We start from the raw sequence: 23640 nt of genomic DNA, 5'->3' as shown, positions 1-23640 counted from the left end.
ATCAGCCGACGAACACTATCTCGGCCTCGCCAAGCTTTTCAAAGCGCACCACACAGCGATCACCGGGCTTCAGGAACGGCATGCCGGTCCAGCTGCCTGTCGTGACGATATGCCCTGCTTTCAAGCCTCCGGCATCCCGCCACATATTGGCCAGCGCGATTGCAGCGGCAAGCGGATCGTCGGTCGGATGGCCGCCTTTGCGCTCCAGCACCGTCTCGCCGTTCACAACAAACGTGATGTGCAGGTTCGGCAAATCGAGATGTGACCAGTCGGCCATCTCAGGCCCGAGCACCAGCCCGCCATTGATCCCGCAATCGGCGAGCTGCTCCAACCGCGGCCGGCTCGTCGGCTCCCGAAACCGGCTGGAGACCACCTCGATGGCCGGCAGCACGGCCACGGATTGCGCAATCTCTTCGCGCGTATAAGGCGCGGCGCGCGCCGGCATATCGCGGGTAAAGCGGAAGGCGACCTCGCCTTCGACGCCGAGATGCGGGACTTCGGCCACCGACATATGCGCCGGACTGGTGCGAACCATGCGCGCCTCGATTAGTCCGCGGGTCGGCTCCCCGTCGGGCGGCGCACCGGCCTTGAAGGCACCGATGGGCTCTCCGACCAGCGCAGCAACCCGATCCTGAATCTCATGCGCCTCCGCAACCGAAGATGGCGTGACGGGCAGCGCTTCGATCTGCGTTCCGCTGCGGCGCGCCTCGGCAAGAATGTCGGCGGCTGTTTCGATTTCAGATTCGGTCATGGCAAATTCGGCTCCCTCCAGGAACAGAACACTTAGCGGATTCGCGATCCGCGTACCGGCGAAGGGAGACCGCTTCAACAAGAAGCCTGGCCTTCTCACGAAGGCCGGGCTCCTTTTTCCGAAACAGTCTTCGATCAGCTACGGGTGCGCGAGCGGATCATGAAACTGTCGAAGCTGTACTCGGCGACCTGCCACCAAGTGTACTGGTCGCCGCGGAAGGCCACCATGCTGTCATAGACTTTCTTGAACGCCGCATTGCTGGCCGAGGTCTCGGCATAAACCTCGTTGGCAGCCTTTAGCGACGCATCCATAATGGATGCGGGGAACGGCCGCAGCTGCGTGCCACCGGCCACCAGGCGCTTCAACGCCGGCGGATTGTAGGCATCGTAGCGTGCCTGCATGGTTTCGTTGGCGAGCGACGAGGCGGTCCTGATGATCGACTTGTAGCTGGCAGGAAGCTGCTCCCACTTAGCGAGGTTGACCATGTTGTGCAGTGTCGGACCGCCTTCCCAGAAGCCGGGATAGTAGTAATATTTGGCGACCTTCTGGAAACCGAGCTTTTCATCATCGTAAGGTCCGACCCATTCGGCAGCGTCGATGGTGCCCTTTTCCAGCGACGGGTAAATATCGCCGGCGGCCACCTGTTGCGGAACGAGCCCAAGCTTGGTGAGTACACGGCCGGCGAAGCCGCCGATGCGCATTTTGAGACCACTGAGGTCGGATGGCTCCTTCAGCTCCTTGCGAAACCAGCCGCCCATCTGGCAGCCGGTGTTGCCGGCCGCGAATCCGATGACGTTGTAGCCTTTGAGAAATTCATTGAAGAGTTCGGCGCCACCGCCCACCTGCAACCATGAGGTCTGCATCCGGCTGTTGAGTCCGAACGGAACCGCAGTACCGAACGCAAAGGTTGGATCCTTGCCTACATAATAGTAGGCCGCCGTGTGGCACATCTCCACGGTGCCGTTGGAGGCCGCATCCAGGGCCTGCAGACCGGGGACGATCTCACCGGCGGCAAACACCTGGATCTGGAATTTGTTGTCGGTGGCCTCGGCAACGGCCTTGGCGAATACCTCGCTGGCGCCATAGATCGTATCGAGCGATTTCGGAAAGCTCGACGTTAACCGCCATTTGATCTCCGGCGAAGATTGCGCGATGGCCGGCGCGGCAATGGCCGCACCGGCAGCCCCCAGACCGGCAGCCTTGATGAACTCACGACGCTTCATGATGTGCTCCCTGGATGTGAATGTGTCAGCGCCCTTCTTGGCGAGGGCGTTGGAGAGCAGCATGGGCCAGGTTCCAGCGAGAAGCCACGGCGATTTGAGTGACGCAATGCAAAAAGCCCGACCTTCTCGCGAAGGCCGGGCTTCATGTTTGATCGAAGCTTAAGATCAGCCGCGGGTACGCGAGCGGATCATGAAGCTGTCGAAGGTGTATTCGGCGACCTGCCACCACAGATATTCGTCCGAACGATAGGCCTGCATCGCGTCGATCGACTTCTTGAAGTCGGCGTTCTTCGCGGAGATTTCAGCCCAGAGTTCGTTGGTAGCCTTGAGGCATGCATCCAGAACTTCATTGGTGAACGGACGCAGCTGCGTGCCACCGGCGACGAGCTGCTTCAACGCCGCCGGGTTCTGCATGTCGTAACGAGCGGCCATCCAGCTGTTGGCATTGGCGCAGGCATTGGTGAGGATCGCCTGATAGCTCTTCGGCAGCGCGTTGTACTTCTCGAGGTTGGTGAAGGCGTGGACCGTCGGGCCACCTTCCCAGAAACCTGGATAGTAATAGTACTTCGCGACCTTCTGGAAGCCGAGCTTCTGGTCGTCATAGGGACCGACCCACTCGGCAGCATCGATGGTGCCTTTTTCAAGCGACGGATAGATGTCGCCACCCGCAAGCTGCTGCGGCACGACGCCGACCTTCTGCAGCACCTGACCGGCAATGCCGCCGATGCGCATCTTGAGGCCGGAGAGATCGGCAACGGTCTTGATCTCCTTGCGGAACCAACCGCCCATCTGCGTGCCCGTATTGCCGCAAGGGTGACCGATGACGCCAAATTTCTTGAAGAACTCGTTGCCGAGCTGTTCGCCGCCGCCCTGATACCACCAGGAATTCTGCTGGCGCGCGTTCAGGCCGAACGGCACCGACGCATAGATCGCGAAGGTCGGATCCTTGCCGACATAGTAGTAAGACACAGTGTGGCACATTTCGACGGTGCCGTTCGAGGTCGCATCGAGCGCCTGCAGACCGGGGACCAGTTCTCCGGCCGCGAAGACCTGGATCTGGAATTTGTTGTCAGTCATTTCGGCGACCTGCTTCGCCATCATCTCGGCGCCGCCATAGATAGTGTCGAGCGACTTCGGGAAGCTCGATGCGAGGCGCCATTTGACCTCGGGCGCGGACTGCGCGATCGCCGGCGAGGCAACGGCGGCCACCGCGGCGCCGGCCGTCGAAACCTTCAAAAACTCACGACGCTTCATTCAAGCTCTCCTTTTGCGGGCGTTTTCCCTAGAATTCCTTTGAGCATATTCAGCGGCAAATCGTTGCGCGATTCAACCGAAGACGCTCTGGTGCAGAGGCTGTCTAACACGGTTATTCAGCCGCGGAAAACACGACGAACGTCGTTGCCAGCCCAATTGAACGAAAGTTCTATGCGACATCTCGGCCCCGGCCACCGGCCGGCTTACGCTGCCGCAATAACGCCCTGCAACCGGTCGCGGATCTGCGTGCCGATGGCCCGATAGATCGCGGCGTGCGGGCCGTTGGGCTCGCTGACGACCACCGGCGTGCCGGCATCCGACATGGCGCGGATGGACATATGCAGCGGCACCTCGCCGAGGAACGGCACCTTGAGCCGCTCTGCCTCATGACGGGCGCCGCCATGGCCGAAAATGTCGGAGCGCGTGCCGCATTCCGGGCACTGGAAATAACTCATATTCTCGATGATGCCGAGCACGGGCACATTGACCTTGGTAAACATCGCAAGGCCGCGCCTCGCATCGATCAGCGCCAGATCCTGCGGCGTCGAGACAATCACAGCGCCCTTCAGGGGCACGTTCTGCGCCAGCGTGAGCTGTGCATCTCCGGTGCCGGGGGGCATGTCGACGATGAGGACGTCGAGCGTACCCCAGGCGACATCGCGCAGCATCTGGGTGATCGCCGACATCACCATCGGCCCGCGCCAGATCATCGCGGTCTCTTCCTCGACCAGGAAGCCGATCGACATGATCGACAGGCCAAAGCGCTCGATCGGGATCATCTTCCTGTTGTCGTCCAGGGTCGGCTTTTCATTGATGCCGGTCAGCCGCGGCACCGAAGGACCATAGATATCGGCGTCGAGCAGACCGACCTTCAGGCCGAGATCGCGCAGGCCCAGCGCCAGATTGAGTGCCGTCGTGGACTTGCCGACACCACCCTTCCCCGAGGCCACGGCGATGATCGCGGCAACGCCAGGAATCTCAGCCTGTTTTGACATTGGCGAGTTGGCCGGGTTCGCATGCGGGCGATGCGCCGAGACCGGCTGTACGCCGCCGGACTGCGGACCATGCGAATGCCCACCGGGACCATGGGAATGTCCTGCGTGGTCGTGGCGCTGCGGCGCAGCCGGTGCGCTGCCCGGCTTGCGCTCGGCGGTCAGCGCGACCATTGCGCCGGTGACGCCAGGGATCGCCCGCACCGCGGCTTCCGCCTGCGCGCGCACGCTTTCCCAGGCCCGCGCTTCAGCGGCGTCCACATTGATCGAAAACAGCACCTTGCCGTCGGTCACGACGATCTCGGACAAAACATCCGCATGGATCAGCGGCACGCCGCGCGGCGATGTCACCTTGGCCAGACCATCCAGAACCTGCTGCTGCGAAACGCTCAATGCGTGTCTCCCGATCGACGGACAAACTAGACCGCACAGATAGAGAACTTCCGCCCTAAGTCCATGCCGTTTCTAGGCTATGTTGAGAATTCCGAGATTGCTCTGACACAAGACCGGCACCAGATTTTCTTTTGCAGCGCACCATAGGCGGCTGCAGCCATGAGTGGTAACGGGGGCTTTGCCGCGTCCTGTGCAGCGACTATGCTGGCGCTCCTCATCACCAGCGATCTCGCCGCCACGAACCAAGGCGGCGCCTCACTTCCCAACAGTCGACGTTCGGCAGCAAAGCCGACAGCATCCAAAGGGTACGGACATGGCCAAAGTTGCATTTATCGGTCTCGGCGTCATGGGTTTCCCCATGGCCGGCCACCTTGCCACCAAGGGCGGCCACGAGGTCACCGTCTACAACCGAAACGCAGCCAAGGCCAAAGCATGGGTGGAGAAGTTCGGCGGCAAGTCCGCACCGACCCCAAAAGCGGCTGCCGAAGGCCAGGACTTCGTGATGTGCTGCGTCGGCAATGACGACGACCTGCGCTCGGTCACCACGAGCGCCGACGGCGCCTTCGCCGGCATGGTCAAGGGCGCGATCTTCGTCGACCACACCACCGCCTCCGCCGAAGTGGCGCGCGAACTCGATGCGGCTGCGACGAAGGCCGGCTTCCACTTCATCGACGCGCCCGTGTCCGGCGGCCAGGCCGGCGCCGAAAACGGCGCCCTCACTGTGATGTGCGGCGGCGACGCCAAGGTCTATGCCAAGGTCGAGCCGATCATTACGGCCTACGCCAAGATGCAGAAGTTGCTCGGTCCCGCGGGCTCCGGCCAGCTCACCAAGATGGTCAACCAGATCTGCATCGCCGGCCTCGTCGAGGCACTGTCCGAAGGCATTCACTTCGCCAAGAAGGCCGGTCTCGACGTCAATACGGTGGTCGAGGTGATCTCCAAGGGCGCCGCGCAGTCGTGGCAGATGGAGAACCGTCACAAGACCATGAATGACGGAAAATTCGACTTCGGCTTCGCCGTCGAATGGATGCGCAAGGACCTCTCGATCTGTCTCGCCGAGGCCCGCCGCAACGGCGCCAGCCTGCCGGTCACGGCCACTGTCGATCAGTTCTACGGCGAGGTCGAAGCACTCGGCGGCAAGCGGTGGGACACTTCAAGTCTCTTGGCAAGATTGCCCCGGTAACCATATAGGTTTCCTGAACAAATTACGGCGGAGCGGCGCCCTACAGGCGCCCTCCGTCGATACCATTTTTATTGAATATTAACCGGATTACTTCGTTCTTTAAGGCACCTCTTAATGATTGTGCGGCACAGATAGGGTCTGTGAAAAACCGCGCGCGTTTGCGTGCAGGATTTGTGTACGAGTGATGAGTGAGCCCGCCGCCAGGCCCGAGGTCGTCCAGCTTCCGGCTGAAACGCCCGTCGCTGTTCCGCCGCGCAATCGCCGGGCGGCACAACAGCGGGTGCGCGAAGCGCGCGACCGGCTGACCTCGACATCGGGAACGCGCCCCGCTTTCGATCGCGAACTGCTCCGCCAATACGCCCAGACCCGCCTCTCCGCCTCGCTCGTCATCACGCTGCTGGTGGTCGGCACAGGCATCCTGTTCGGGTTCTGGATGCAGCCGCTGCCGGCCGCCGCATGGTCATGCGGGATGCTGTGCATTCACGCGGTGATCCTGCGCGCCTGCAATCGCTATCTGGCGGAAACACCGACACCCAGCAGCACGCATAAGTGGCGGCTGCGTTTTATCTTTCTGGACCTGCTCTACGGCCTGTCGTGGACGGTAATCCTCGTGCATCCGACCGGCGTCGACGTCGTCTCCAATTCGCTGATGATGTTCCTGATGCTGCTGGTGGTCGCGGTCTCCAGCATGCTCGCCGCGAGCCTGCCGATTGCCGCCTTTGCAGCCACCGCGCCGGTGACGCTCGGCGTGGCGCTGAGCTTCATCCTGCGCGGCACCTTCGACAACTACGTGCTGGCCGTTCTGGCTGTCGCCGCCGAAGGCTATTTCGCGCTTCTGGCGCAGCGGCTGCATTCGACTACGTTGGCGACGCTGGAAGCCCGCGCCGAGAAGGACGCCCTGATCGGCGAACTCGAACAGGCCAAGGCCATCTCCGACGAAGCGCGCCACCGCGCCGAAGCCGCCAATGTCGCCAAGTCGCGCTTCCTCGCGCAGATGAGCCATGAACTGCGTACACCGCTGAACGCCATTCTCGGCTTTTCCGAAGTGATGAAGAGCGAGATCTTCGGTGGTCATGCCGTGCCGGTCTACAAGGACTACTCGGCCGACATCCATAATTCCGGCGTGCACCTTCTGAATCTCATCAACGAGATCCTTGATCTGTCGCGTATCGAAGCCGGCCGCTACGAGCTGAATGAAGAAGCCGTCTCGCTCGTGCATGTCGTCGCGGACTGCCATCACCTGTTGAAGCTGCGCGCATCGAGCCGTGGCATCACCATCCACGAAGTATTCGAACACGGCATGCCGCGGGTTTGGGGCGACGAGCGCGCTTGTCGGCAGATCGTGCTGAACCTGCTGTCGAATTCGATCAAGTTCACACCACAGGGTGGCGAGATCTGGCTCAAGGTCGGCTGGACCGCCTCCGGCGGCCAGTATCTGAGCTGCAGGGACACCGGCTCGGGCATCGCCGAAGACGAGATCCCGATCGTGCTGGCCTCCTTCGGCCAGGGATCGAACTCGATCAAATCGGCCGAACAGGGTGCCGGTCTCGGTCTGCCGATCGCCAAGAGCCTGATCGACATGCATGGCGGCACATTCACGCTGAAATCGAAATTGCGGATCGGCACCGAGGTGATCATCACTTTCCCGCCGGAGCGTGTGATGTCCGCGCTTGCGCCGATGGCGCCCGATGGGCCACCGCTGCAGCCCGATTACGAGATGAACGTCGCCGACGAAAAGCGTCGGGCCCGTAACAAACCCATCATGAATGCAGGAACCGGGCTGTGATTTCGACGCTTGCGCAAGCGAGCCGATCCGCTTCAATATTACTGGATGAGCAAAGAAACGCCGTGCATCGCAGTCTGCTTCATCGACCCCAAGACCAAGCTCTGCCTCGGCTGCGGACGCACGCTGCCGGAGATCGCGCGCTGGGGAAAAATGGACAGCGCGGAGCGTCTGGATACGATGGCACTGCTGCCGGCCCGCATGGCCGAGGCGGGGCTGGAGCCTTCGTCGACATACGCAGCGAAGAGGACATCCGCGGCCACCTGAGAGGCTCGCCATGAGCCGGGTCTTTCTTCTGGTCATCGTCATTGTCGCGACGGCAGGCGCCGCCCTCGCCTATGGCGATCCCAAGCAGATCTCCAAGGCCGGCAATCTCGTCACAGAAATTTTGCGCAAGCAGAGCCCGCCGCCGCTGCGGCTGGTCGACATCCCGCGCGGCAACACTGGTGAGTTCGGACTTCAGGTCAAGATCAACGGCGTCAAGACGGCGATGGTGATCGATACCGGCGCCACGTCGGTGGTGCTGACTTATGAAACCGCAAAGGCCGCGGGTCTGCCGCTCGAAATGCTCGACTACAATGTCGACGTGGAAACTGCGGGTGGCCGCACCAAGGCAGCACGATTGACGCTGGATCGCCTCGCCGTCGGCAAGCTGGTCGAGCGATCCGTCCCGGCACTGGTGGTGCCGCGTGGGCAGATGAAGACCAACCTGCTCGGGATGAGCTTTCTCGATCGCCTGGAAAGCTGGGAAGTCCGCGCCGATAGACTGATGCTGCGCGGCTATCCGTAACTAGGCCGCTTCGTACAACGCGGGCTCATCCTCGACCTGCGCAATCGCCTCACGCAACACATTGATGCCGGCCCCGTGCTTGACGCCATTCTCGGCCAGATAGCGTCGGAAGGCGCGTGCGCCGCGCACGCCGTGGAATGCGCCGACAAAATGCCGGGTGATCGAATGCAGCCGCATGCCCTGCGCGAGTTGATCCTCGATATAGGGCATCATCGCCGCGAAGGCGTCTTTCATCGTCGCATGCGGCGCGGGCTCGCCGAACAATTCGGGATCCACCGACAGCAGCCGCCACGGCTCCTGATAGGCCGCGCGGCCAAGCATCACGCCATCCACATGCGCCAGATGTTCGGCGGCTTCAGTGATGCCGACGATGCCGCCATTAATGACGATCGGCACGTCGGGCATTGCCGCCTTCAGCCGATAGACGCGGTCGTAGTTCAACGGCGGAATGTTGCGGTTCTCTTTCGGCGACAGGCCGTTGAGCCACGCCTTGCGCGCATGCACGATCAGGCCGTCGGCGCCGGCGGCGACCACCGCGCGTGCCAGCGTATCGAGTGCGACTTCGGGATCCTGATCGTCGATGCCGATACGGCACTTGACGGTGACCGGCACGTCCACCGCCTGCTTCATCGCGGCCACACCACGCGCCACCAGATCCGGCTCGGCCATCAGGCACGCCCCGAAGCGCCCGTCCTTCACACGATCCGAGGGACAACCGACATTGATGTTGATTTCGTCGTAACCGAAATCCGCGCCGATCTTCGCAGCCTCCGCGAGGTGCGCCGGCTCCGAACCGCCCAGCTGCAACGCCACCGGATGTTCGCTCGCGTCGAATCCAAGCAGCCGCGCGCGGTCGCCATGGATCACGGCGCCCGTCGTCAGCATCTCCGTATAGAGCCGCGCCCGTCGCGACAGCAGACGATGGAAGACGCGGCAATGCCGGTCGGTCCAGTCCATCATCGGGGCGATGGAGAAACGGATGTCCTCGTGCTTCAAGCGTCTATTCCATGTCGTTCGTTGAGCAGAACCAGGGCTCAGTCCTTGTATTCATACAACAAGCGCGCGCGGATCGTACCTTCCAGTGCCCGAATATCCGCCAGCACCCGCTCGCTATCCGCCGCCGATGCATCGGCATCGAGAACGACATAGCCGATGTCGTTGTTGGTCTCGTAATATTGCGCGGCAATGTTGACCGCATGGCGCGCCAGCACCTCGTTCAGCCGTCCCAGCATGCCCGGAACGTTGCGCTGGACCTGGATGAACCGGGTACCTGACGGGCGCGCCGGCAGTTGTACCTGCGGGAAGTTCACCGTGCCCATAGTCGACCCGCTGTCGCTGTAGTCGATCAGTTTGCGTGCGACTTCCGCGCCGATGCGCTCCTGAGCCTCTTCGGTGGAGCCGCCGACATGCGGCGTCAGGATGACGTTCTCCAGACCCTGCAGCGGGGTAACGAAGCGCTCCTGATTGGAGCTGGGCTCGACGGGGAATACGTCGACGGCCGCACCGCGTAGTTTGCCCTGGCGCAGTGCATCGGCGAGCGCATCGAGATCAACCACCGTGCCGCGGCTGTTGTTGATGAAATAGGCGCCGTCCTTCATGGCGGCGAACTCGTCGCGACCGATCATCCCCTGCGTGGCCGGTGTCTCCGGCACATGCATGCTGACCACATCGCTCTGCGCCAGCAGTTCCTGCAGGCTTCCGACAGGTTCGGTGTTGCCGTGACGCAATCGATCGGTGTGATCGTAGAAGATCACGCGCATGCCCAGCGCTTCCGCCAGGTTCGAGAGCTGCGAGCCAATGCTGCCGTAGCCAACGATACCAAGCGTCTTGCCGCGCACTTCATAGCTGTTATTGGCCGATTTCTCCCAACCGCCTTCATGCGCCATATTGGAGCGCGAGATGATCCGGCGGAACAGCATGACGATCTCGCCGATCACCAGTTCGGCAACCGAGCGCGTATTCGAGAACGGCGCGTTGAACACGGGAATGCCACTACGGCGCGCCGCGTCGATATCCACCTGGTTGGTGCCGACGCTGAAGCAGCCGATCGCGATCAGCCGGTCCGCGGCATCGAGCACGTCCTGGGTGATCTGCGTGCGCGACCGGATACCGAGAATGTGTACGCCCTTGAGCGCTTCCTTCAGCTCATTGCCACCGAGCGCCTTGGGGAGCCGCGTCACGCTCGAATAGCCCGCCGCCTCGATCAGCTCGACCGCGCTGTCGTTCACGCCTTCGAGCAGAAGGATTTTGATCTTGTCTTTCGGGAGGGAAAGCTGCGGCAAAGGCAGGCTGTTCATGGTCACGGTCGCGGAGTCCTTTGAGCAATGAATGAGATAGAAACCACGCTGGAGCGGTAAAGCCCCGGTTGGTCCGGCTCACATCGTCTGGTTTGGTTTGGCGCCTGTTTAACGTCACCGCACCGATCTTGCTACGGGTATCTAACCCATTGAAATCACTTATCTCTGATCCAAGGTCATAGAGAAGCCGGCTCGGGACCGCGCTGTGGCCTGCGAGAATCTGGAGCAGCCTGCGCGCCCGCGCGCTCCCTCGGGGAACGGAACAGGACCCGGGAAATTGTCACGTGACTTCAGTACGAGGCGCGGACAGCGCCTTCCTTCCCCAGCCTCAAGGTGCCCCATTTCCGATCTCGATCCCGATACCACCGAGCATGCTGATTTGCGCGGCGGACATTCGCCGTGGTTTGCCGGCCTGCAGCATGCCCCCCGTCAGCCCCTCACCGAAGACATCACATGCGATGCCCTGATCGTCGGCGGCGGCATCACCGGCGCCCTGATGGCCGAGCAACTGACGCGGCAGGGACTGGATGTGGTGATCGTCGATCGCGAATTGCCTGGGCGCGGCAGTACAGTAGCGAGCACGTCGATGCTGCTGTGGGAGATCGATCGATCGCTGCAGGAGCTGACACATCTCTATGGCTATGAGCGCGCCGCGCGTGCCTATCGCGCCAGCTATGACGCCGTCCATGGATTGAAGGCGCTGGTCCGGACGCTCGACCTGCGATGCGACATGCGCGCGAAGGACTCGCTCTATCTTGCCGCAGGCGAGAGTGCCAAAGGGCTGATCGAGGAACACGCGCTTCGCGCGCGCGCCGGTCTGCCCGGCACACTCCTCGATCACAAGACCCTCCTGTCCGAATACGACATTGCCCGGGCCGGTGCCATCATCTCGCCGGACTCGGCAGATTCCGATCCGTTGCAACTGGCACTGGGGCTGCTGAATGTCGCGACGGCGCGCGGCGCGCGATTATTCGAGGCGGAGACGACCGCGTTCGACTCCGCAGGCCACGCCGTCGGCGTTCAATTGACTGACGGCCACACCATCGAGGCCCGCCACGTCGTGCTGGCCACCGGCTATGTGATGCCCGATATCGTGCACACAACGGTACAGAAACCCTCTTCGAGCTGGGCGATCGCGACGAAGCCGCAGCCGGACAGACTCTGGCGCGACGGCGTGCTGATCTGGGAAGACAGCAAGGATTATCTCTACGCCCGAACCACCGCATCCGGCCGCATCATCATCGGCGGCGAAGACAGCGACGAGATCATCGATCCTGATGCACGCGATGCCCTGATCCCTGCCAAGGCACGAGCGCTGAAGGAGAAGCTCGCATCACTCTGGCCACGCGCCGAACTTGCCATCGACTATCGCTGGGCCGGTACTTTCGACACCACGCGCGATGGCCTGCCCCTGATCGGCCCTGTCCCCGGCCATCCGCATCTCTATGCCGCCTATGGTTATGGCGGGAACGGCATCACCTTCAGTTATCTCGCAGCGCAACTGATCGGCGGGATGATCGCGGGCAAACGCTCGCCATTGCTGGATGACTTCGCGCTGCAGCGCGATATCGCCTGAAACTTAGCGCGCTCGACTCGGCGAATTCAGCTATCCCCGTGTGATCAAAACGCAGGCGGCGAACGCCCCGTTTTGCGTCAGCGACACTGATTGACTTCCAAAAGACGATTGTTAGCATACAAGTGAATTTTGGCCCTCCTGCCCGGGGTTTTTCCATATGAAGCCGGCGCCGTTCACGCGACACGTCCCACGCACCGTGGATGAAGTTGTGAGTGCATTGGCCGAGTTTGCGCCGCTCGATGGCCGCATTCTGGCGGGCGGCCAGAGCCTGGTGCCGATCATGGCGTTCCGCATGGCGCGGCCAGCACACTTGATCGATATCAATGAGGTCGAAGGGCTCGACCGCCTCGCTGTCGACGGCGACTATCTCTCGATTGGCGCGCGGGTGCGCCACGGCGCATTCCACAAGCCAGTCATCGACGGTCCGCTTGGTAAGCTCCTCGCTTTCGTCGTCAGCCACATCGCGCATTATCCGATCCGGATGCGCGGCACGTTTTGCGGCAGCCTCGCCCATGCCGACCCTGCATCGGAATGGTGCCTCGTCGCGGCAACGCTGGACGCCCAACTGGTCGTGAAGAGCGTGCGTGGCGAACGCATCGTTGATGTCACGGATTTCCTCGAAGGCATCATGTCGACATCGCTGGCTGAGGACGAGTTCCTCGCCGAAGCGCGCTTGCCGCTGCTACCCGACGATACCAAGTTCGGCTTCTACGAGTTCAGCCGCCGTGCGGGCGATTTTGCGATGTCTGCCGCGCTCGTTACCTATCGTCTTGTCGATGGCGTAATCGCCGAGGCCCATGTCGGCATTGGTGGCGCCGAGGATCGCGCGCGGCGTATTCTCGAGGCCGAAGATGTTTTGAACGGTAACGCGCCCACGCCGGACCTGTTCGTCGCCGCCGGTGAAGCCGCGGCCAATGCGATCGAGCCGCTGGAGGATGTCCAGACCACGGCCGAATATCGCTGCGACCTGGTCCGTGCCGTGACGCGCCGTGCGCTGGAGCGGTCATTGCTATGACGGTCCATACCAAGGGCTCCGGTACGACCTGGGTCGGGCGTTCGATCCGCCGGCTCGAGGACCCCGCCCTCGTCACCGGCCGCGGCCGCTTCACGGCGGATATGCCGGCCACACACTGGGTGCGCTTCGTCCGCAGCAGCGTGGCTGCCGGAACGATCGAGAATATTACGGCACCAGAGGGCACAGGCATCGTCACGGCCAAGGACCTCGCAAAGCTGAAGCCGATCCGGCCGATGCTGAGCAAGTTCAATTATGTCGCGGTCGGTCAGCCGATCCTTGCCGATGGAGTCGTGCGGTTCACAGGTGAGTCCATCGCGGCCGTCTACGCGTCGAGCAAGGATCAGGCGGAGGACATCGCCGATCAGGTCGAGGTCGAGATATCCCAAGGCGCACCGCTGATCGACGCGATGGATGCGCTCGCCGAGGACGCTCCGCTGGTTCACGCCGACACCAAGCACAACGTGATCGTCGAGGGTCGCATCGCGACACCCGGCTTCGATGATGTGTGGAAGACCGCACATAAGGTGCTGCATGTTGAAGCGCGCTCGCACCGTCAGAATGCGACGCCTATGGAGGCCCGCGCAGGTCATGCCTCCTATGACGGATCGACCGGTCGCGTGACACTGACCTGCACCACGCAGATGCCGCATCTGACACGTACGGCGGTGTGCGACATTCTCGGCATTCCCGAATCGGATCTGCGTGTCATCGCGCCCGACGTCGGCGGCGGCTTCGGCCAAAAGATGTCGCTGGCGCCGGAATATGTGCTGCTGGTCTGGCTGGCGCGCAAATTGCGCAGCTCCGTGGCCTGGACCGAGGATCGCCGCGAAAACCTGATTGCGAGCTTTCACAGCCGCGATCAGCATGTGCAGCTCGAAGGCGCATTCGACAAGAGCGGAAAACTGCTCGCTTTGCGCGGCGACATTGTCGCCAATATCGGCGCCTATTCCTGTTTCCCGACGACCTGCGGCGTCGAGCCCTTGATGGCGCTGGCCGAACTCCCCGGCCCCTATGACGTCCGCGCCTATGATTGTCGCTCGCGCGGCGTGATGACCAATACCTGTCCGATGGCGCCCTATCGCGGCGTCTCGCGGCCGGTCATCACCTTCGTGCTCGAACGCTTGATGGACAAGGCTGCCGCCGCTTTCGACATCGAGCCGACCGAATTGCGTCGCCGAAACCTCATCGACAAATTTCCCTATACATCAGCGAGCGGTCTCGTCTTCGACGACGGCAGCTACAAGGAAACCATGGAGATGGCCATCAAGGCCATCGACCTCGACGCATTCCGCAAGCGCCAGAAAATCGCGCGCGATGCCGGCCGCTATCTCGGGATCGGCTTTGCCACCTTCTCCGAGCGCACCGGCTATGGCAGTCCCGCTTTTGCGGCGCGCGGCATGGAGATCACGCCGGGCTTCGAGACGGTGTATCTCACCATCGATCCCTCGGGCTTCGTCGAAGCACGGATCGGCTCGTCGCCGCATGGTCAGGGCCTGCGCACATCGCTGGCGCAGATCATTGCCGACGAGATCGGCATCGATCCGGAATCCATCAAGGTGGTTCACGGCGACACCGATCGCTCGCCCTATGGTTGGGGCACGTTTGCCAGCCGTTCGTTGGTACTGTCGGGCGGCGCCAGCCTGCTGGCCGCGCAAAAGATCCGCGCCAAACTGCTGAAGATGGCGAGCCATTTCCTTGAAGCCGCGCCCGAAGACATCACACTGCAGTCCGGCTCGGCGCATGTCATCGGCACCGATCGCTCCGTCACCATCGCGTCGATGGCGCGTGCGGCCTATCACCAGACCCACATCTTCAAGGGCGAGATCGAACCGGGCCTCACCGAGACCGGCACCTACGATCCCTCGGGAACGTTCTCCAATGCCTGCCATGTCGCCATCGTCGAGGTCGATATCGAGACCGGCCGCGTCGAGATGGAGAAGTTTCTGGTCGCGGAGGATGCCGGGCTGATCATCAATCCGATGATCGCCGACGGCCAGGTGCATGGCGGCGTCGCGCAGGGCATCGGCAATGCGCTGCTGGAAGAGATCATCTATGACGAGACCGGCAACATCCTGACCAGCACGCTGGCGGATTTCCTGCCGCCGACGACGCACGAAATTCCCGAGATCGAGTTGCATCACATCGAGACACTGACCGGCAATTCGATCACCAAAGCCAAGGGCCTCGGCGAAGGCGGCGCCATCGGCGCGCCGGCAGCGGTGATCTCCGCAATCAACGATGCGCTGTCGCCATTCGGAATCTCCATCGACGAAATGCCGGCAACGCCGCAGCGCATTCGGGCGGCCCTGCGCAGCAGCGGAAAATTGCCAAGCAACGGAAAACTTGCATGAGCGACAAGACCGACATCACCCTCACCATCAACGGCCAGCCTCACGCCATTCGCGTCGAGTCGCGCCGCACGCTTGTGGATGCGATCCGCGAGGATTGCGGTCAAACGGGTACGCATATCGGCTGCGAGCACGGCGTGTGCGGCGCCTGCACCGTGCTGGTGAATGGCGAACCGGTGCGCTCGTGCCTGATGTTCGCGCAGCAGGCGGACGGCAAGCAGATCCGCACCGTCGAAGGCCTCGCCGATGGCGACGAGATGCACCCGATGCAGCGCGCCTTCATGGAGAACCACGGCCTGCAATGCGGTTTCTGCACACCCGGCTTCCTGATGCTCGCCGTCGGCGTGCTGGAACGTGAACCGGATATTTCCGACCACGATTTGGTCGACGTGCTGTCGTCGAACCTGTGCCGCTGCACCGGTTATCAGAACATCATCAAGGCGGTCCGCGCCGCCGCGGTGGAGATGCGCCAGTCGTGACTGCTGCCGCCAAACCGGGACTGGTTGGCCAATCCGTCACTCGCAAGGAAGACGGCCCGCTGCTGCGCGGCCAGGGCAAGTTTGCCGCCGATATCAATTTCCCGAACCAACTCCATATGCGTGTGGTGCGCTCGACCTACGCCCACGGCAATATCGTCTCGGTCGATCTCGCGCCGGCTCTGGCGATTCCGGGCGTGGTCGCCGCCTGGAGCTTTGCCGATGTCTCCGAGATTCCGCCGATTGATTTCCGTCTGACGCGGCTGGAGCAACTCGCCGTCTATCGCCAGACCATTCTGGCCAAGGACAAGGTGCGCTATGTCGGCGATCCCGTCGCCGTCGTGTTCGCCGAAGACCCCTATCTTGCCGAAGATGCCGCCGAGCATGTCGAGGTCGAGATAGAAGAACTGCCGGTGATCCTGCAGGCCGATGGCGAGGTCGGCGAGTTCCGCGACGGACTACCGACCGAGACCGCACTGATCGAGAAAGGTTATGGCGACGTCGATGGAGCGTTCGCCAAAGCGCATGCCGTAGTCAGCCTTTCGCTCTCCATCGGCCGTCATTCCGGCGTTCCCCTGGAGACGCGCGGGGCCATTGGCCGTTACATCGCCGAGACAGACATGCTGGAAATGTACGGCGCTGCGAAAGTGCCGCACTGGAATCGCGACCAGCTTGCGAAAATGTTTGGCCGCACCGCTGCCAACACCAATCTGTTCGAAGGCCATGTCGGCGGCGGCTTCGGCATTCGCGGCGAGATGTATCCCGAAGACGTACTGGTGTGTCTGGCCGCGCTGCGCCTCGGCCGCCCCGTGAAATGGATCGAGGATCGCCGCGAGCATCTGATCGCGGCCAATCACTCGCGGCAGCAGACCCATCACATCCGCGCGGCGATCAATCGCGACGGCAATATTCTGGCCATCGACAACGAGTTCTTCCACGATCAGGGCGGCTATATGCGCACGCATGCCGCCACCGTGCCCGACCTCGCGGCTGCGATGCTGCCCGGCCCCTATCGCATTCCCGCCTATCGCGTGCTCGGCCATATCCGCCTGACCAACAAGACGCCTGGCGGCACCTATCGCGCGCCCGGCCGCTATGAGAGCACTTTCGTGCGCGAACGCTTGCTGGATGCGGTCGCGGCCAGAGTGGGGATCAGCGGCGTCGAGGTCCGTCGCCGCAACCTCATCGCGACCAGCGAGATGCCGGTCACGCGTGCATTGGAAACGCTCGGCACCGACATCGTGCTGGATTCAGGCGACTACCCGAAGCTGCTGGACAAGGCGCTGAATGGCATCGGCTGGGACGACCTGCAGACGCAGATTACGTCGCGTCGCAAGGCGGGCGAACTGGTCGGCTCCGGTGTCGCCATGTTCGTCGAGAAAAGCGGTCTTGGCCCGTTCGACGATGTGCGGATCAATGTCGGGACCGACGGGCTCGTGGAAGTCGTCACCGGCGCCGCTTCGGTCGGCCAGGGCGTCGAAACTGTCATCGCTCAGATTTGCGCAGAGAAACTCGGCGCCAGCTATGACAATGTCAGCGTGATCCACGGCCAGACCAACCGTATCGCCAGAGGCCTCGGCGCCTTCGCCTCACGCGTCTCCGTGATGACGGGCGAAGCGACGCGGCAAGCCGCGCTGAAGCTGCGCGACAAGGCTCTCGCGGCCGCAGCTGAATTGATGCAGTTGACGACCGATCAACTCGATATCGTCGATGGCGAGATTGTCCGCCTCGATGGCAGTACCGGCCCATCGATGACGCTCGCCGAGATCGCGAAAGCGCTCGAACCGGGAGGCAATCTGGTCGGTGATAGCGAACCTGGCCTGTTCGCCGAAGCGTCGTTCGAATCCAAGCACATGACCTACCCTTACGGCGTCCATGTCGCGGTTGTGTCGCTCGCCCGCGACACTGGCGGCATCAGCGTCGAGCGGTATCTTGTCGCCTATGACATTGGCAAAGCGATCAACCCGATGCTGGTCGATGGCCAAATCGTTGGCGGCGTGGCCCAAGGCATCGGTGGTGCGCTTTATGAAGAGTTCACCTATGACGACCGCGGCGAACCGCTGGCGGTAACCTTCGCCGACTATTTGATGCCGACGGCCCGCGAAGTACCTGATGTCGAAGTGATTATTTCCGAGGATGCGCCGAGCCCGCTCAACCCGATGGGGCTCAAGGGCGCCGGCGAAGGCGGCACCAATGCCGTCGGCGCGGCGATTGCAGCGGCCATCGACGACGCGCTCGGCCAGCCCGGGGCTATCACGCAGCTGCCGGTCTCGCCGCAGCGCGTGAAGGCGCTGCTCAACGCCAAAGTCTGATCAGGTAATCTTCTTCAGCAACCGCGTCAACGTGCGCTGCTCTTCGGCCGTCAACGGTCGCAGCGTCTTGGCGCTGACCTCCGCTGCAACGCGGATTGCCGCATCGACCACACGGGCGCCCTTCTCGGTCAGCGACACCGCACGGCGACGGCGATCCGTAGGGTCACTACCGGTGGTGATGAAGCCGCGCAGACCCAGCCGATCCACAACCCCCTTGATGGTCGCGGCATCGAGATAGACCAGCCGCCCCAGATGGTTCTGTGAACTCGGGCCGACCTCATGCAGCTTCGCCAGCACGGCGAATTGCGTCTGGGTCAGATCCTCGATCATGTTGGACATGAAGATGGAGGTGTGGCGCTGCATCGCCACGCGCATCAGGAAGCCGACCTGGGAGTCGAGGACATAGTCCGGCGATGGCTCCGCGGTCGGAAGGGCCTTCAGCTTGGTCGGTTTCTGCGCCATGTCGTCCCCGATGATCTCTTGCTAGTTATGAACGATCTTCGGTTGCCGCGACAGTTGAAGTTTTGGTCGTTACACCGTCAAATAAGCGCGTTGAATGTCAATATTCTCCGCAAGCTCGGCCATCGTGCCATTCCATTGGATCTGGCCCTTTTCGAGGACATAGGCCCTGTCCGAGACCAGCTCGGCGAAATGCACGTTCTGCTCCGAGAGCAGAATCGACACCCCTGCCTTTTTCAGTTCGAGAATGGTATTGGCCATCAACTCGACGATCAGCGGGGCGACCCCTTCGGACGGTTCATCGAGCAGGATCAGCAGCGGATTGCCCATCAGCGTCCGCGCCACGGTGAGCATCTGCTGTTCGCCGCCGCTCATCCGGCCGCCCGGACGGTTCGGCATTTCGCCCAAGTTCGGGAACAGCGCCAACAACTTCTCCTCGGTCCAGACCGGCGCCGGCACGCCGTCGCTGAACTTGCGCGGCGGCTGGCGACCGATGTCGAGATTTTCCAGCACCGTCAGATCGGAGAAGATACGACGGTCTTCCGGCGTGAAACCGAGGCCGAGCCGCGCGATCTCGTAAGGCTGCCGGCCGGAGATATCGTGGCCATCGAACCGGATCTTGCCGGTGGACTGCGCCATCAGACCCATGATGGCCTTCATGGTCGTGGTCTTGCCAGCGCCGTTGCGGCCCATCAATGCAACGACTTCGCCGCGCCCGACATTCAGGCTGAGATCATAGAGGATCTGCGCGGCTCCGTAAGACGCACCGAGATTTTCGACCGAGAGCATCGGGGCGCTCATCATTGGGCCTCCGATTTCTGGAATGTCTTGCCGGTGCCGAAATACACTTCCCTCACCTGCGGATTGTCCCGGATCGACTTCGCATCGCCGTCGGCGATCAGCCGGCCCCGCGCCAACACGATGATGCGATCGGCGAAGGCAAACACCACATCCATCGAATGTTCGGTGAACAGCACGGAAATGCCCTTCTCGATCACCAGACGTTTCACCAGCGCGATCAGGTCGTTGCGCTCCTTGGGCGCCATGCCGGCAGTCGGCTCGTCCATCAGCAGCAGCCGTGGATCGTTGGCGAGCGCAATCGCCAGTTCGACGCGCTTGACGTCGCCATAAGCCAGCTCGCGGCTGGGCCGATCGGCGGCGTCCTGCATGCCGACCTGGGCCAGCAGCTCCAGCGCGCGCTCGCGATGCAGCGAGGATGCCGGCTTCCACAGCCGGTAGACCTGATTGGCGTGGGAGATCAGCGCCATCTGCACATTCTCGATAACGGTCATCGAGTTGAAGGTGGCGGCGACCTGAAAGGTACGACCGATACCAAGGCGCCAGATATCGCGTGGCTTCTTGCCGTTGAGCTTCGCCCCCTCGAACCAGATCTCGCCGGAATCCGGCGGCAGCTGGCCGTTGATCATGTTGAAGCAGGTCGACTTGCCGGCGCCATTCGGGCCGATCAGCGCAAGAAACTCGCCGCGCTTGATGTCGAACGACACTTCGTTGACGGCACGCACACCGCCGAAGGATTTCGAGAGCGAACGAATGGCGAGGTCGCTCATGATGCGGCCTTCGATGTTGTCTTTCGTCGCGAGATCAGCTTGACGAAGCCGCCGACGATGCCACTCGGGAACGCAAGCACCAGCAGCAGAATGATGCCGCCGAGCAAGGCCCGCCAGTATTCTGTGGAACGCATCATGAAATCCTGCAGCACCGCATAGACCGACGCACCGACAATCGGGCCGGTCAGCGTCTGGATGCCGCCGAGAAGCACCATGACGAGACCATCAATGGAGCGGCTGACGCCGATGGTCTCCGGCGAGATCGAGCCCTTGGCGAAGGCGAACAATCCACCGGCGATGCCGCAGATGCCGCCAGCAATGGCGAAGGCCAGCCAGTGCACACGCTTGACATCAAGACCGATCGCTTCGGCGCGCAAGGGAGAGTCACGCCCTGCCCGCATCGCGTAACCGAATGGCGCGAACAGGAATTTGCGGAGCAACAATACGCCGAGCGCGGCCAGTGCGAGTGTCAGGAAATAGAATGCCCCACGGCTGTCGAATGGCGCAGTGGGCCAGACGCCGAGAACGCCGTTGGAGCCACCGGTGAGTGTCTCCCACTGGAACACAGCGGCCCAGACGATCTGGGCGAAGGCGAGCGTGAGCATCGCTAGATAGACACCAGACAGACGCACGGCGAACCAGCCGAACAGCAGCGCGCCGACCAACGCCAGCACTGGCGCGGCTGCCAGTGCGAGCCCCATCGGCGCAGCAAACCATTTCACCAGCAGCGCTGCGCCGTAAGCACCGAGGCCGAAATAGGCCGCATGGCCGAAGGAATGCATGCCACCCGGCCCCATGATGAAATGCAGGCTGGTTGCAAACAGCACGGCAATCAACACGTCGATGCCGAGCACGAGCGTATAGGGCGAGTTCTTGGCGATCAGTGGCAGGCACACGAGAACGACAAGAAGGATGAGGCCCGCGATCTTCGTGGCCGGTGTCGCAGGACGCAGCGGCTCTTCGGGCTCAGCCACGCTGCGCACAGCCACCTGCTCCCGACCGAGCAAGCCGTAGGGCCGTGCGATCAGCACCGCGGCCATCACGAGAAATTCGGCCACCAGCGTCAGTTTGGAGAAATTCACCGTGAAGCCGCCAAAATTCACGACGCCAAGGCCGATGCACAACGCCTTCACCTCGGCGATGATGACCGCCGCAAGATAGGCGCCGGAGATCGAGCCCATGCCGCCGACCACAACGACGACGAAGGCGTCGCCGATCACGATCAGGTCGGTCGCCAATGTTGCGGGCTCACGCGCGATCTGCAGCGCGCCGCCAAGGCCTGCGAGCAAAGCGCCGAGCGCGAACACGCCCGTGAACAGCATGGCCTGGTTGACGCCGAGCGCGCCCACCATCTCACGGTCCTGCGTGGCCGCGCGCATCAAGCGACCGAAGCGGGTCTTGGCCAGCGCCAGATGCAGCATCCACAGCACGAAGGGGCCGACGAAAATCAGGAAGATATCGTAAGTGGGCAGCCGGCGGCCGAGCACCTCGATGGAGCCGGTCAGGCCTGGCGCGCGCGGGCCAAGCAAATCCTCAGGACCCCAGATCCACAGCGTCGCGTCGTTGATAACGAGCACCAACGCGAAAGTGGCGAGCAATTGAAACAACTCAGGTGCGCGATAGATCCGCCGCAGCAGAAGGATCTCGATCGCAGCGCCGATCAGGGCCACCAGCAATGCGGTCAGAACAATGCCGCCCCAGAAACCTACGGCACCGCCGACCTTGGTGGCGATGCTGTAGGCGATATAGGTCCCGATCATATAGAGGGACCCGTGAGCGATATTGACGATCCGGGTGACGCCGAAAATCAGCGACAACCCGGCAGCCACGAAGAACAGGCCGGAGGCGGCCGACAGGCCGTTCAGTGCCTGAAACAGAAACGCGTTGAAACTCATCGGAGGAATCCCCCTCCCCGCAACGGGCACGCGGAGAGAGTATCAACGGCGATCATCGTTGTACTTCCTGTTACTCGGTCGCGGGACGGAGCTTCTTCACTTCGGCATCGCTGGGCAGCACCGATGCACCATCGACATATTTGAAGTCGGCCATGGTGCCCTTGCCGCCTTCAAGCGCGATCTTGCCCACGTAAGCGCCCATGGTCGCCTGGTGATCGCTGGCGCGATACATGAATGGACCGAACGGGCTGTCGAGTTTCAAGCCTTCAAATGCCGCGATCAGCTTGTCGGTGTCCGTTGATCCCGCTTTGGCGATACCGGCAGCCAGAGATGTCATCGTGACATAGCCGACGATCGAACCAAGACGCGGATAGTCGTTGTACTTCTTCTGATAGGCCGTCAGGAACGCCAGGTATTCCGGGGTCTTGATCTTGTCCCAGGGATAGCCAGTGACGATCCAGCCGACCGGCGCTTCTTCCTTCACCGGATCGAGATATTCAGGCTCGCCCGACAACAGGCTCACGACGGTGCGGTCCTTGAACACGCCGCGTGTGGTGCCTTCACGGACCAGCTTGGAGAAGTCCGCGCCGAACAGCACGTTGAAGATCGCGTCCGGCTTGGCATCGTCGATGGCCTGCACGACGGCGCCGGCATCAACCTTGCCGAGCGGCGGCGCCTGCTCGGTGACGAATTCGATGTCAGGCTGCTTGGCCTTCATCATTTCCTTGAAGGTCGCGACCGCGGCCTGGCCGTATTCGAAGTTCGGATAGACCAGCGCCCAGCGCTTCTTCTTGGCAGCCAGCGCATCCGGCAGCAGCATTGCGACCTGCATATAGGTCGTGGCACGCAGGCGGAACGTATACTTGTTGCCGTTCTGCCAGGTGATCTTGTCGGTCAGCGGTTCTGCAGCGAGGAAGAACACTTTCTTCTTGCCGGCGAATTCGGTTACCGCGAGACCGATATGAGAGAGGAACGTGCCGGCGATGATGTTGACACCTTCGCGCGTCACCAGCTCATCAGCCACGCGCACGGCATCGCCCGGCGTCGAGCCATCATCGCGCGAGATCACTTCAAGCTTCTTGCCGAGCACGCCGCCCTTGGCATTGATCTGTTCGATCGCCAGCTCCCAGCCCTTTTTGTAGGGATCGAGGAACGCGGTCTGTGTCTTGTAGCTGTTGAGCTCACCGATCTTGATCGTGTCCTGCGCGAGAGCCGCGTGGCCGAACGACAATGTCAGTGCGCCGGCCATTGTGCCGGCAATCGCGAGTGAGTGAAGGGAACGAGCCGTCATCATGATCGAACTCCGTTGTGATCGACGTTTGCGA

At 62.3% G+C, this 23640-nt stretch carries 20 protein-coding genes; 9 read left to right on the top strand and 11 right to left on the bottom strand.

Translation table 11 applies throughout. The features are described from left to right. Window position 1: 1 nt before the first annotated feature. The 4 genes from SFY93_RS16105 to apbC form a co-directional block, all read right to left on the bottom strand. Window positions 2-751: a 2-keto-4-pentenoate hydratase gene (locus tag SFY93_RS16105; protein WP_320443825.1), complete on the bottom strand. Its 750-nt coding sequence runs from the start codon at window positions 749-751 to the stop codon at window positions 2-4. A 134-nt stretch (window positions 752-885) separates the two neighbouring features. Continuing rightward, window positions 886-1974, bottom strand: a complete 1089-nt coding sequence (locus SFY93_RS16100) for a TRAP transporter substrate-binding protein (protein ID WP_320447785.1) — start codon at window positions 1972-1974, stop codon at window positions 886-888. A 165-nt stretch (window positions 1975-2139) separates the two neighbouring features. After that, on the bottom strand, window positions 2140-3228 hold the full coding sequence (locus SFY93_RS16095) for a TRAP transporter substrate-binding protein (protein ID WP_089267138.1): 1089 nt from the start codon (window positions 3226-3228) through the stop codon (window positions 2140-2142). A gap of 203 nt (window positions 3229-3431) precedes the next feature. Then, window positions 3432-4613: an iron-sulfur cluster carrier protein ApbC gene (gene apbC / locus SFY93_RS16090; RefSeq protein WP_320443824.1), complete on the bottom strand. Its 1182-nt coding sequence runs from the start codon at window positions 4611-4613 to the stop codon at window positions 3432-3434. Between the two features lie 313 nt (window positions 4614-4926). On the opposite strand from apbC, the gene SFY93_RS16085 reads away from it, so the two are divergent. The 4 genes from SFY93_RS16085 to SFY93_RS16070 all read left to right on the top strand — a co-directional run bounded on the left by SFY93_RS16085 (window position 4927) and on the right by SFY93_RS16070 (window position 8369). After that, window positions 4927-5796: an NAD(P)-dependent oxidoreductase gene (locus tag SFY93_RS16085; RefSeq protein ID WP_320443823.1), complete on the top strand. Its 870-nt coding sequence runs from the start codon at window positions 4927-4929 to the stop codon at window positions 5794-5796. Window positions 5797-5980: 184 nt separating this feature from the next. Continuing rightward, window positions 5981-7582 carry a sensor histidine kinase gene (locus tag SFY93_RS16080; protein WP_093758930.1) on the top strand — a complete coding sequence of 534 codons (1602 nt, stop codon included), beginning with the start codon at window positions 5981-5983 and terminating at the stop codon, window positions 7580-7582. A 45-nt stretch (window positions 7583-7627) separates the two neighbouring features. Continuing rightward, window positions 7628-7846, top strand: coding sequence for a DUF1289 domain-containing protein (locus SFY93_RS16075; RefSeq protein WP_068730727.1), 219 nt, complete (start codon window positions 7628-7630; stop codon window positions 7844-7846). A gap of 10 nt (window positions 7847-7856) precedes the next feature. After that, window positions 7857-8369, top strand: a complete 513-nt coding sequence (locus SFY93_RS16070) for a TIGR02281 family clan AA aspartic protease (protein ID WP_320443822.1) — start codon at window positions 7857-7859, stop codon at window positions 8367-8369. Here the strand turns inward: SFY93_RS16070 and dusA are convergent, their stop codons facing one another. Both dusA and serA read right to left on the bottom strand, forming a co-directional pair. Continuing rightward, window positions 8370-9365, bottom strand: coding sequence for a tRNA dihydrouridine(20/20a) synthase DusA (dusA, locus tag SFY93_RS16065; RefSeq protein ID WP_320443821.1), 996 nt, complete (start codon window positions 9363-9365; stop codon window positions 8370-8372). Between the two features lie 38 nt (window positions 9366-9403). Then, complete coding sequence (gene serA / locus SFY93_RS16060) at window positions 9404-10666, bottom strand: phosphoglycerate dehydrogenase (RefSeq protein ID WP_320447784.1); 1263 nt, start codon at window positions 10664-10666, stop codon at window positions 9404-9406. Between the two features lie 379 nt (window positions 10667-11045). Here serA and SFY93_RS16055 point away from each other — a divergent pair, with 379 nt between their 5' ends. From SFY93_RS16055 to SFY93_RS16035, 5 genes are all read left to right on the top strand, one after another. After that, complete coding sequence (locus SFY93_RS16055; protein ID WP_246297689.1) at window positions 11046-12242, top strand: NAD(P)/FAD-dependent oxidoreductase; 1197 nt, start codon at window positions 11046-11048, stop codon at window positions 12240-12242. 157 nt (window positions 12243-12399) lie between these two features. Beyond that, a complete protein-coding gene (locus SFY93_RS16050; protein ID WP_320443820.1) occupies window positions 12400-13257 on the top strand; it encodes an FAD binding domain-containing protein in 858 nt (285 codons plus the stop codon). Continuing rightward, a complete protein-coding gene (locus SFY93_RS16045; RefSeq protein ID WP_320443819.1) occupies window positions 13254-15608 on the top strand; it encodes a xanthine dehydrogenase family protein molybdopterin-binding subunit in 2355 nt (784 codons plus the stop codon). The genes SFY93_RS16050 and SFY93_RS16045 overlap by 4 nt, the downstream gene beginning before the upstream one ends. Next, the gene (locus tag SFY93_RS16040; RefSeq protein WP_320443818.1) at window positions 15605-16084 is read left to right on the top strand and encodes a (2Fe-2S)-binding protein; all 480 of its coding nucleotides are present in this window, start codon (window positions 15605-15607) and stop codon (window positions 16082-16084) included. The genes SFY93_RS16045 and SFY93_RS16040 overlap by 4 nt, the downstream gene beginning before the upstream one ends. Then, window positions 16081-18393 carry a xanthine dehydrogenase family protein molybdopterin-binding subunit gene (locus tag SFY93_RS16035; RefSeq protein ID WP_320443817.1) on the top strand — a complete coding sequence of 771 codons (2313 nt, stop codon included), beginning with the start codon at window positions 16081-16083 and terminating at the stop codon, window positions 18391-18393. The genes SFY93_RS16040 and SFY93_RS16035 overlap by 4 nt, the downstream gene beginning before the upstream one ends. Here the strand turns inward: SFY93_RS16035 and SFY93_RS16030 are convergent, their stop codons facing one another. The 5 genes from SFY93_RS16030 to SFY93_RS16010 form a co-directional block, all read right to left on the bottom strand. Then, the gene (locus SFY93_RS16030) at window positions 18394-18855 is read right to left on the bottom strand and encodes a MarR family winged helix-turn-helix transcriptional regulator (RefSeq protein ID WP_120290968.1); all 462 of its coding nucleotides are present in this window, start codon (window positions 18853-18855) and stop codon (window positions 18394-18396) included. It abuts the gene before it with no gap. Between the two features lie 69 nt (window positions 18856-18924). Next, window positions 18925-19656 (bottom strand): ABC transporter ATP-binding protein, encoded by a 732-nt coding sequence (locus SFY93_RS16025; RefSeq protein ID WP_414716926.1) that lies wholly within the window; start codon window positions 19654-19656, stop codon window positions 18925-18927. Then, complete coding sequence (locus SFY93_RS16020) at window positions 19653-20420, bottom strand: ABC transporter ATP-binding protein (RefSeq protein ID WP_320443816.1); 768 nt, start codon at window positions 20418-20420, stop codon at window positions 19653-19655. Before SFY93_RS16020 ends, SFY93_RS16025 begins: the two co-directional genes overlap by 4 nt. Further along, complete coding sequence (locus tag SFY93_RS16015) at window positions 20417-22315, bottom strand: ABC transporter permease (protein WP_320443815.1); 1899 nt, start codon at window positions 22313-22315, stop codon at window positions 20417-20419. The genes SFY93_RS16020 and SFY93_RS16015 overlap by 4 nt, the downstream gene beginning before the upstream one ends. 70 nt (window positions 22316-22385) lie before the next feature. After that, on the bottom strand, window positions 22386-23606 hold the full coding sequence (locus tag SFY93_RS16010) for an ABC transporter substrate-binding protein (protein ID WP_414717147.1): 1221 nt from the start codon (window positions 23604-23606) through the stop codon (window positions 22386-22388). Between the last annotated feature and the right edge of the window lie 34 nt (window positions 23607-23640).

The sequence above is a fragment of the Tardiphaga sp. 42S5 genome, assembly GCF_034044155.1.
Lineage (GTDB): Bacteria > Pseudomonadota > Alphaproteobacteria > Rhizobiales > Xanthobacteraceae > Tardiphaga > Tardiphaga robiniae.
This window is presented reverse-complemented; position numbering and strand designations above follow the sequence as displayed.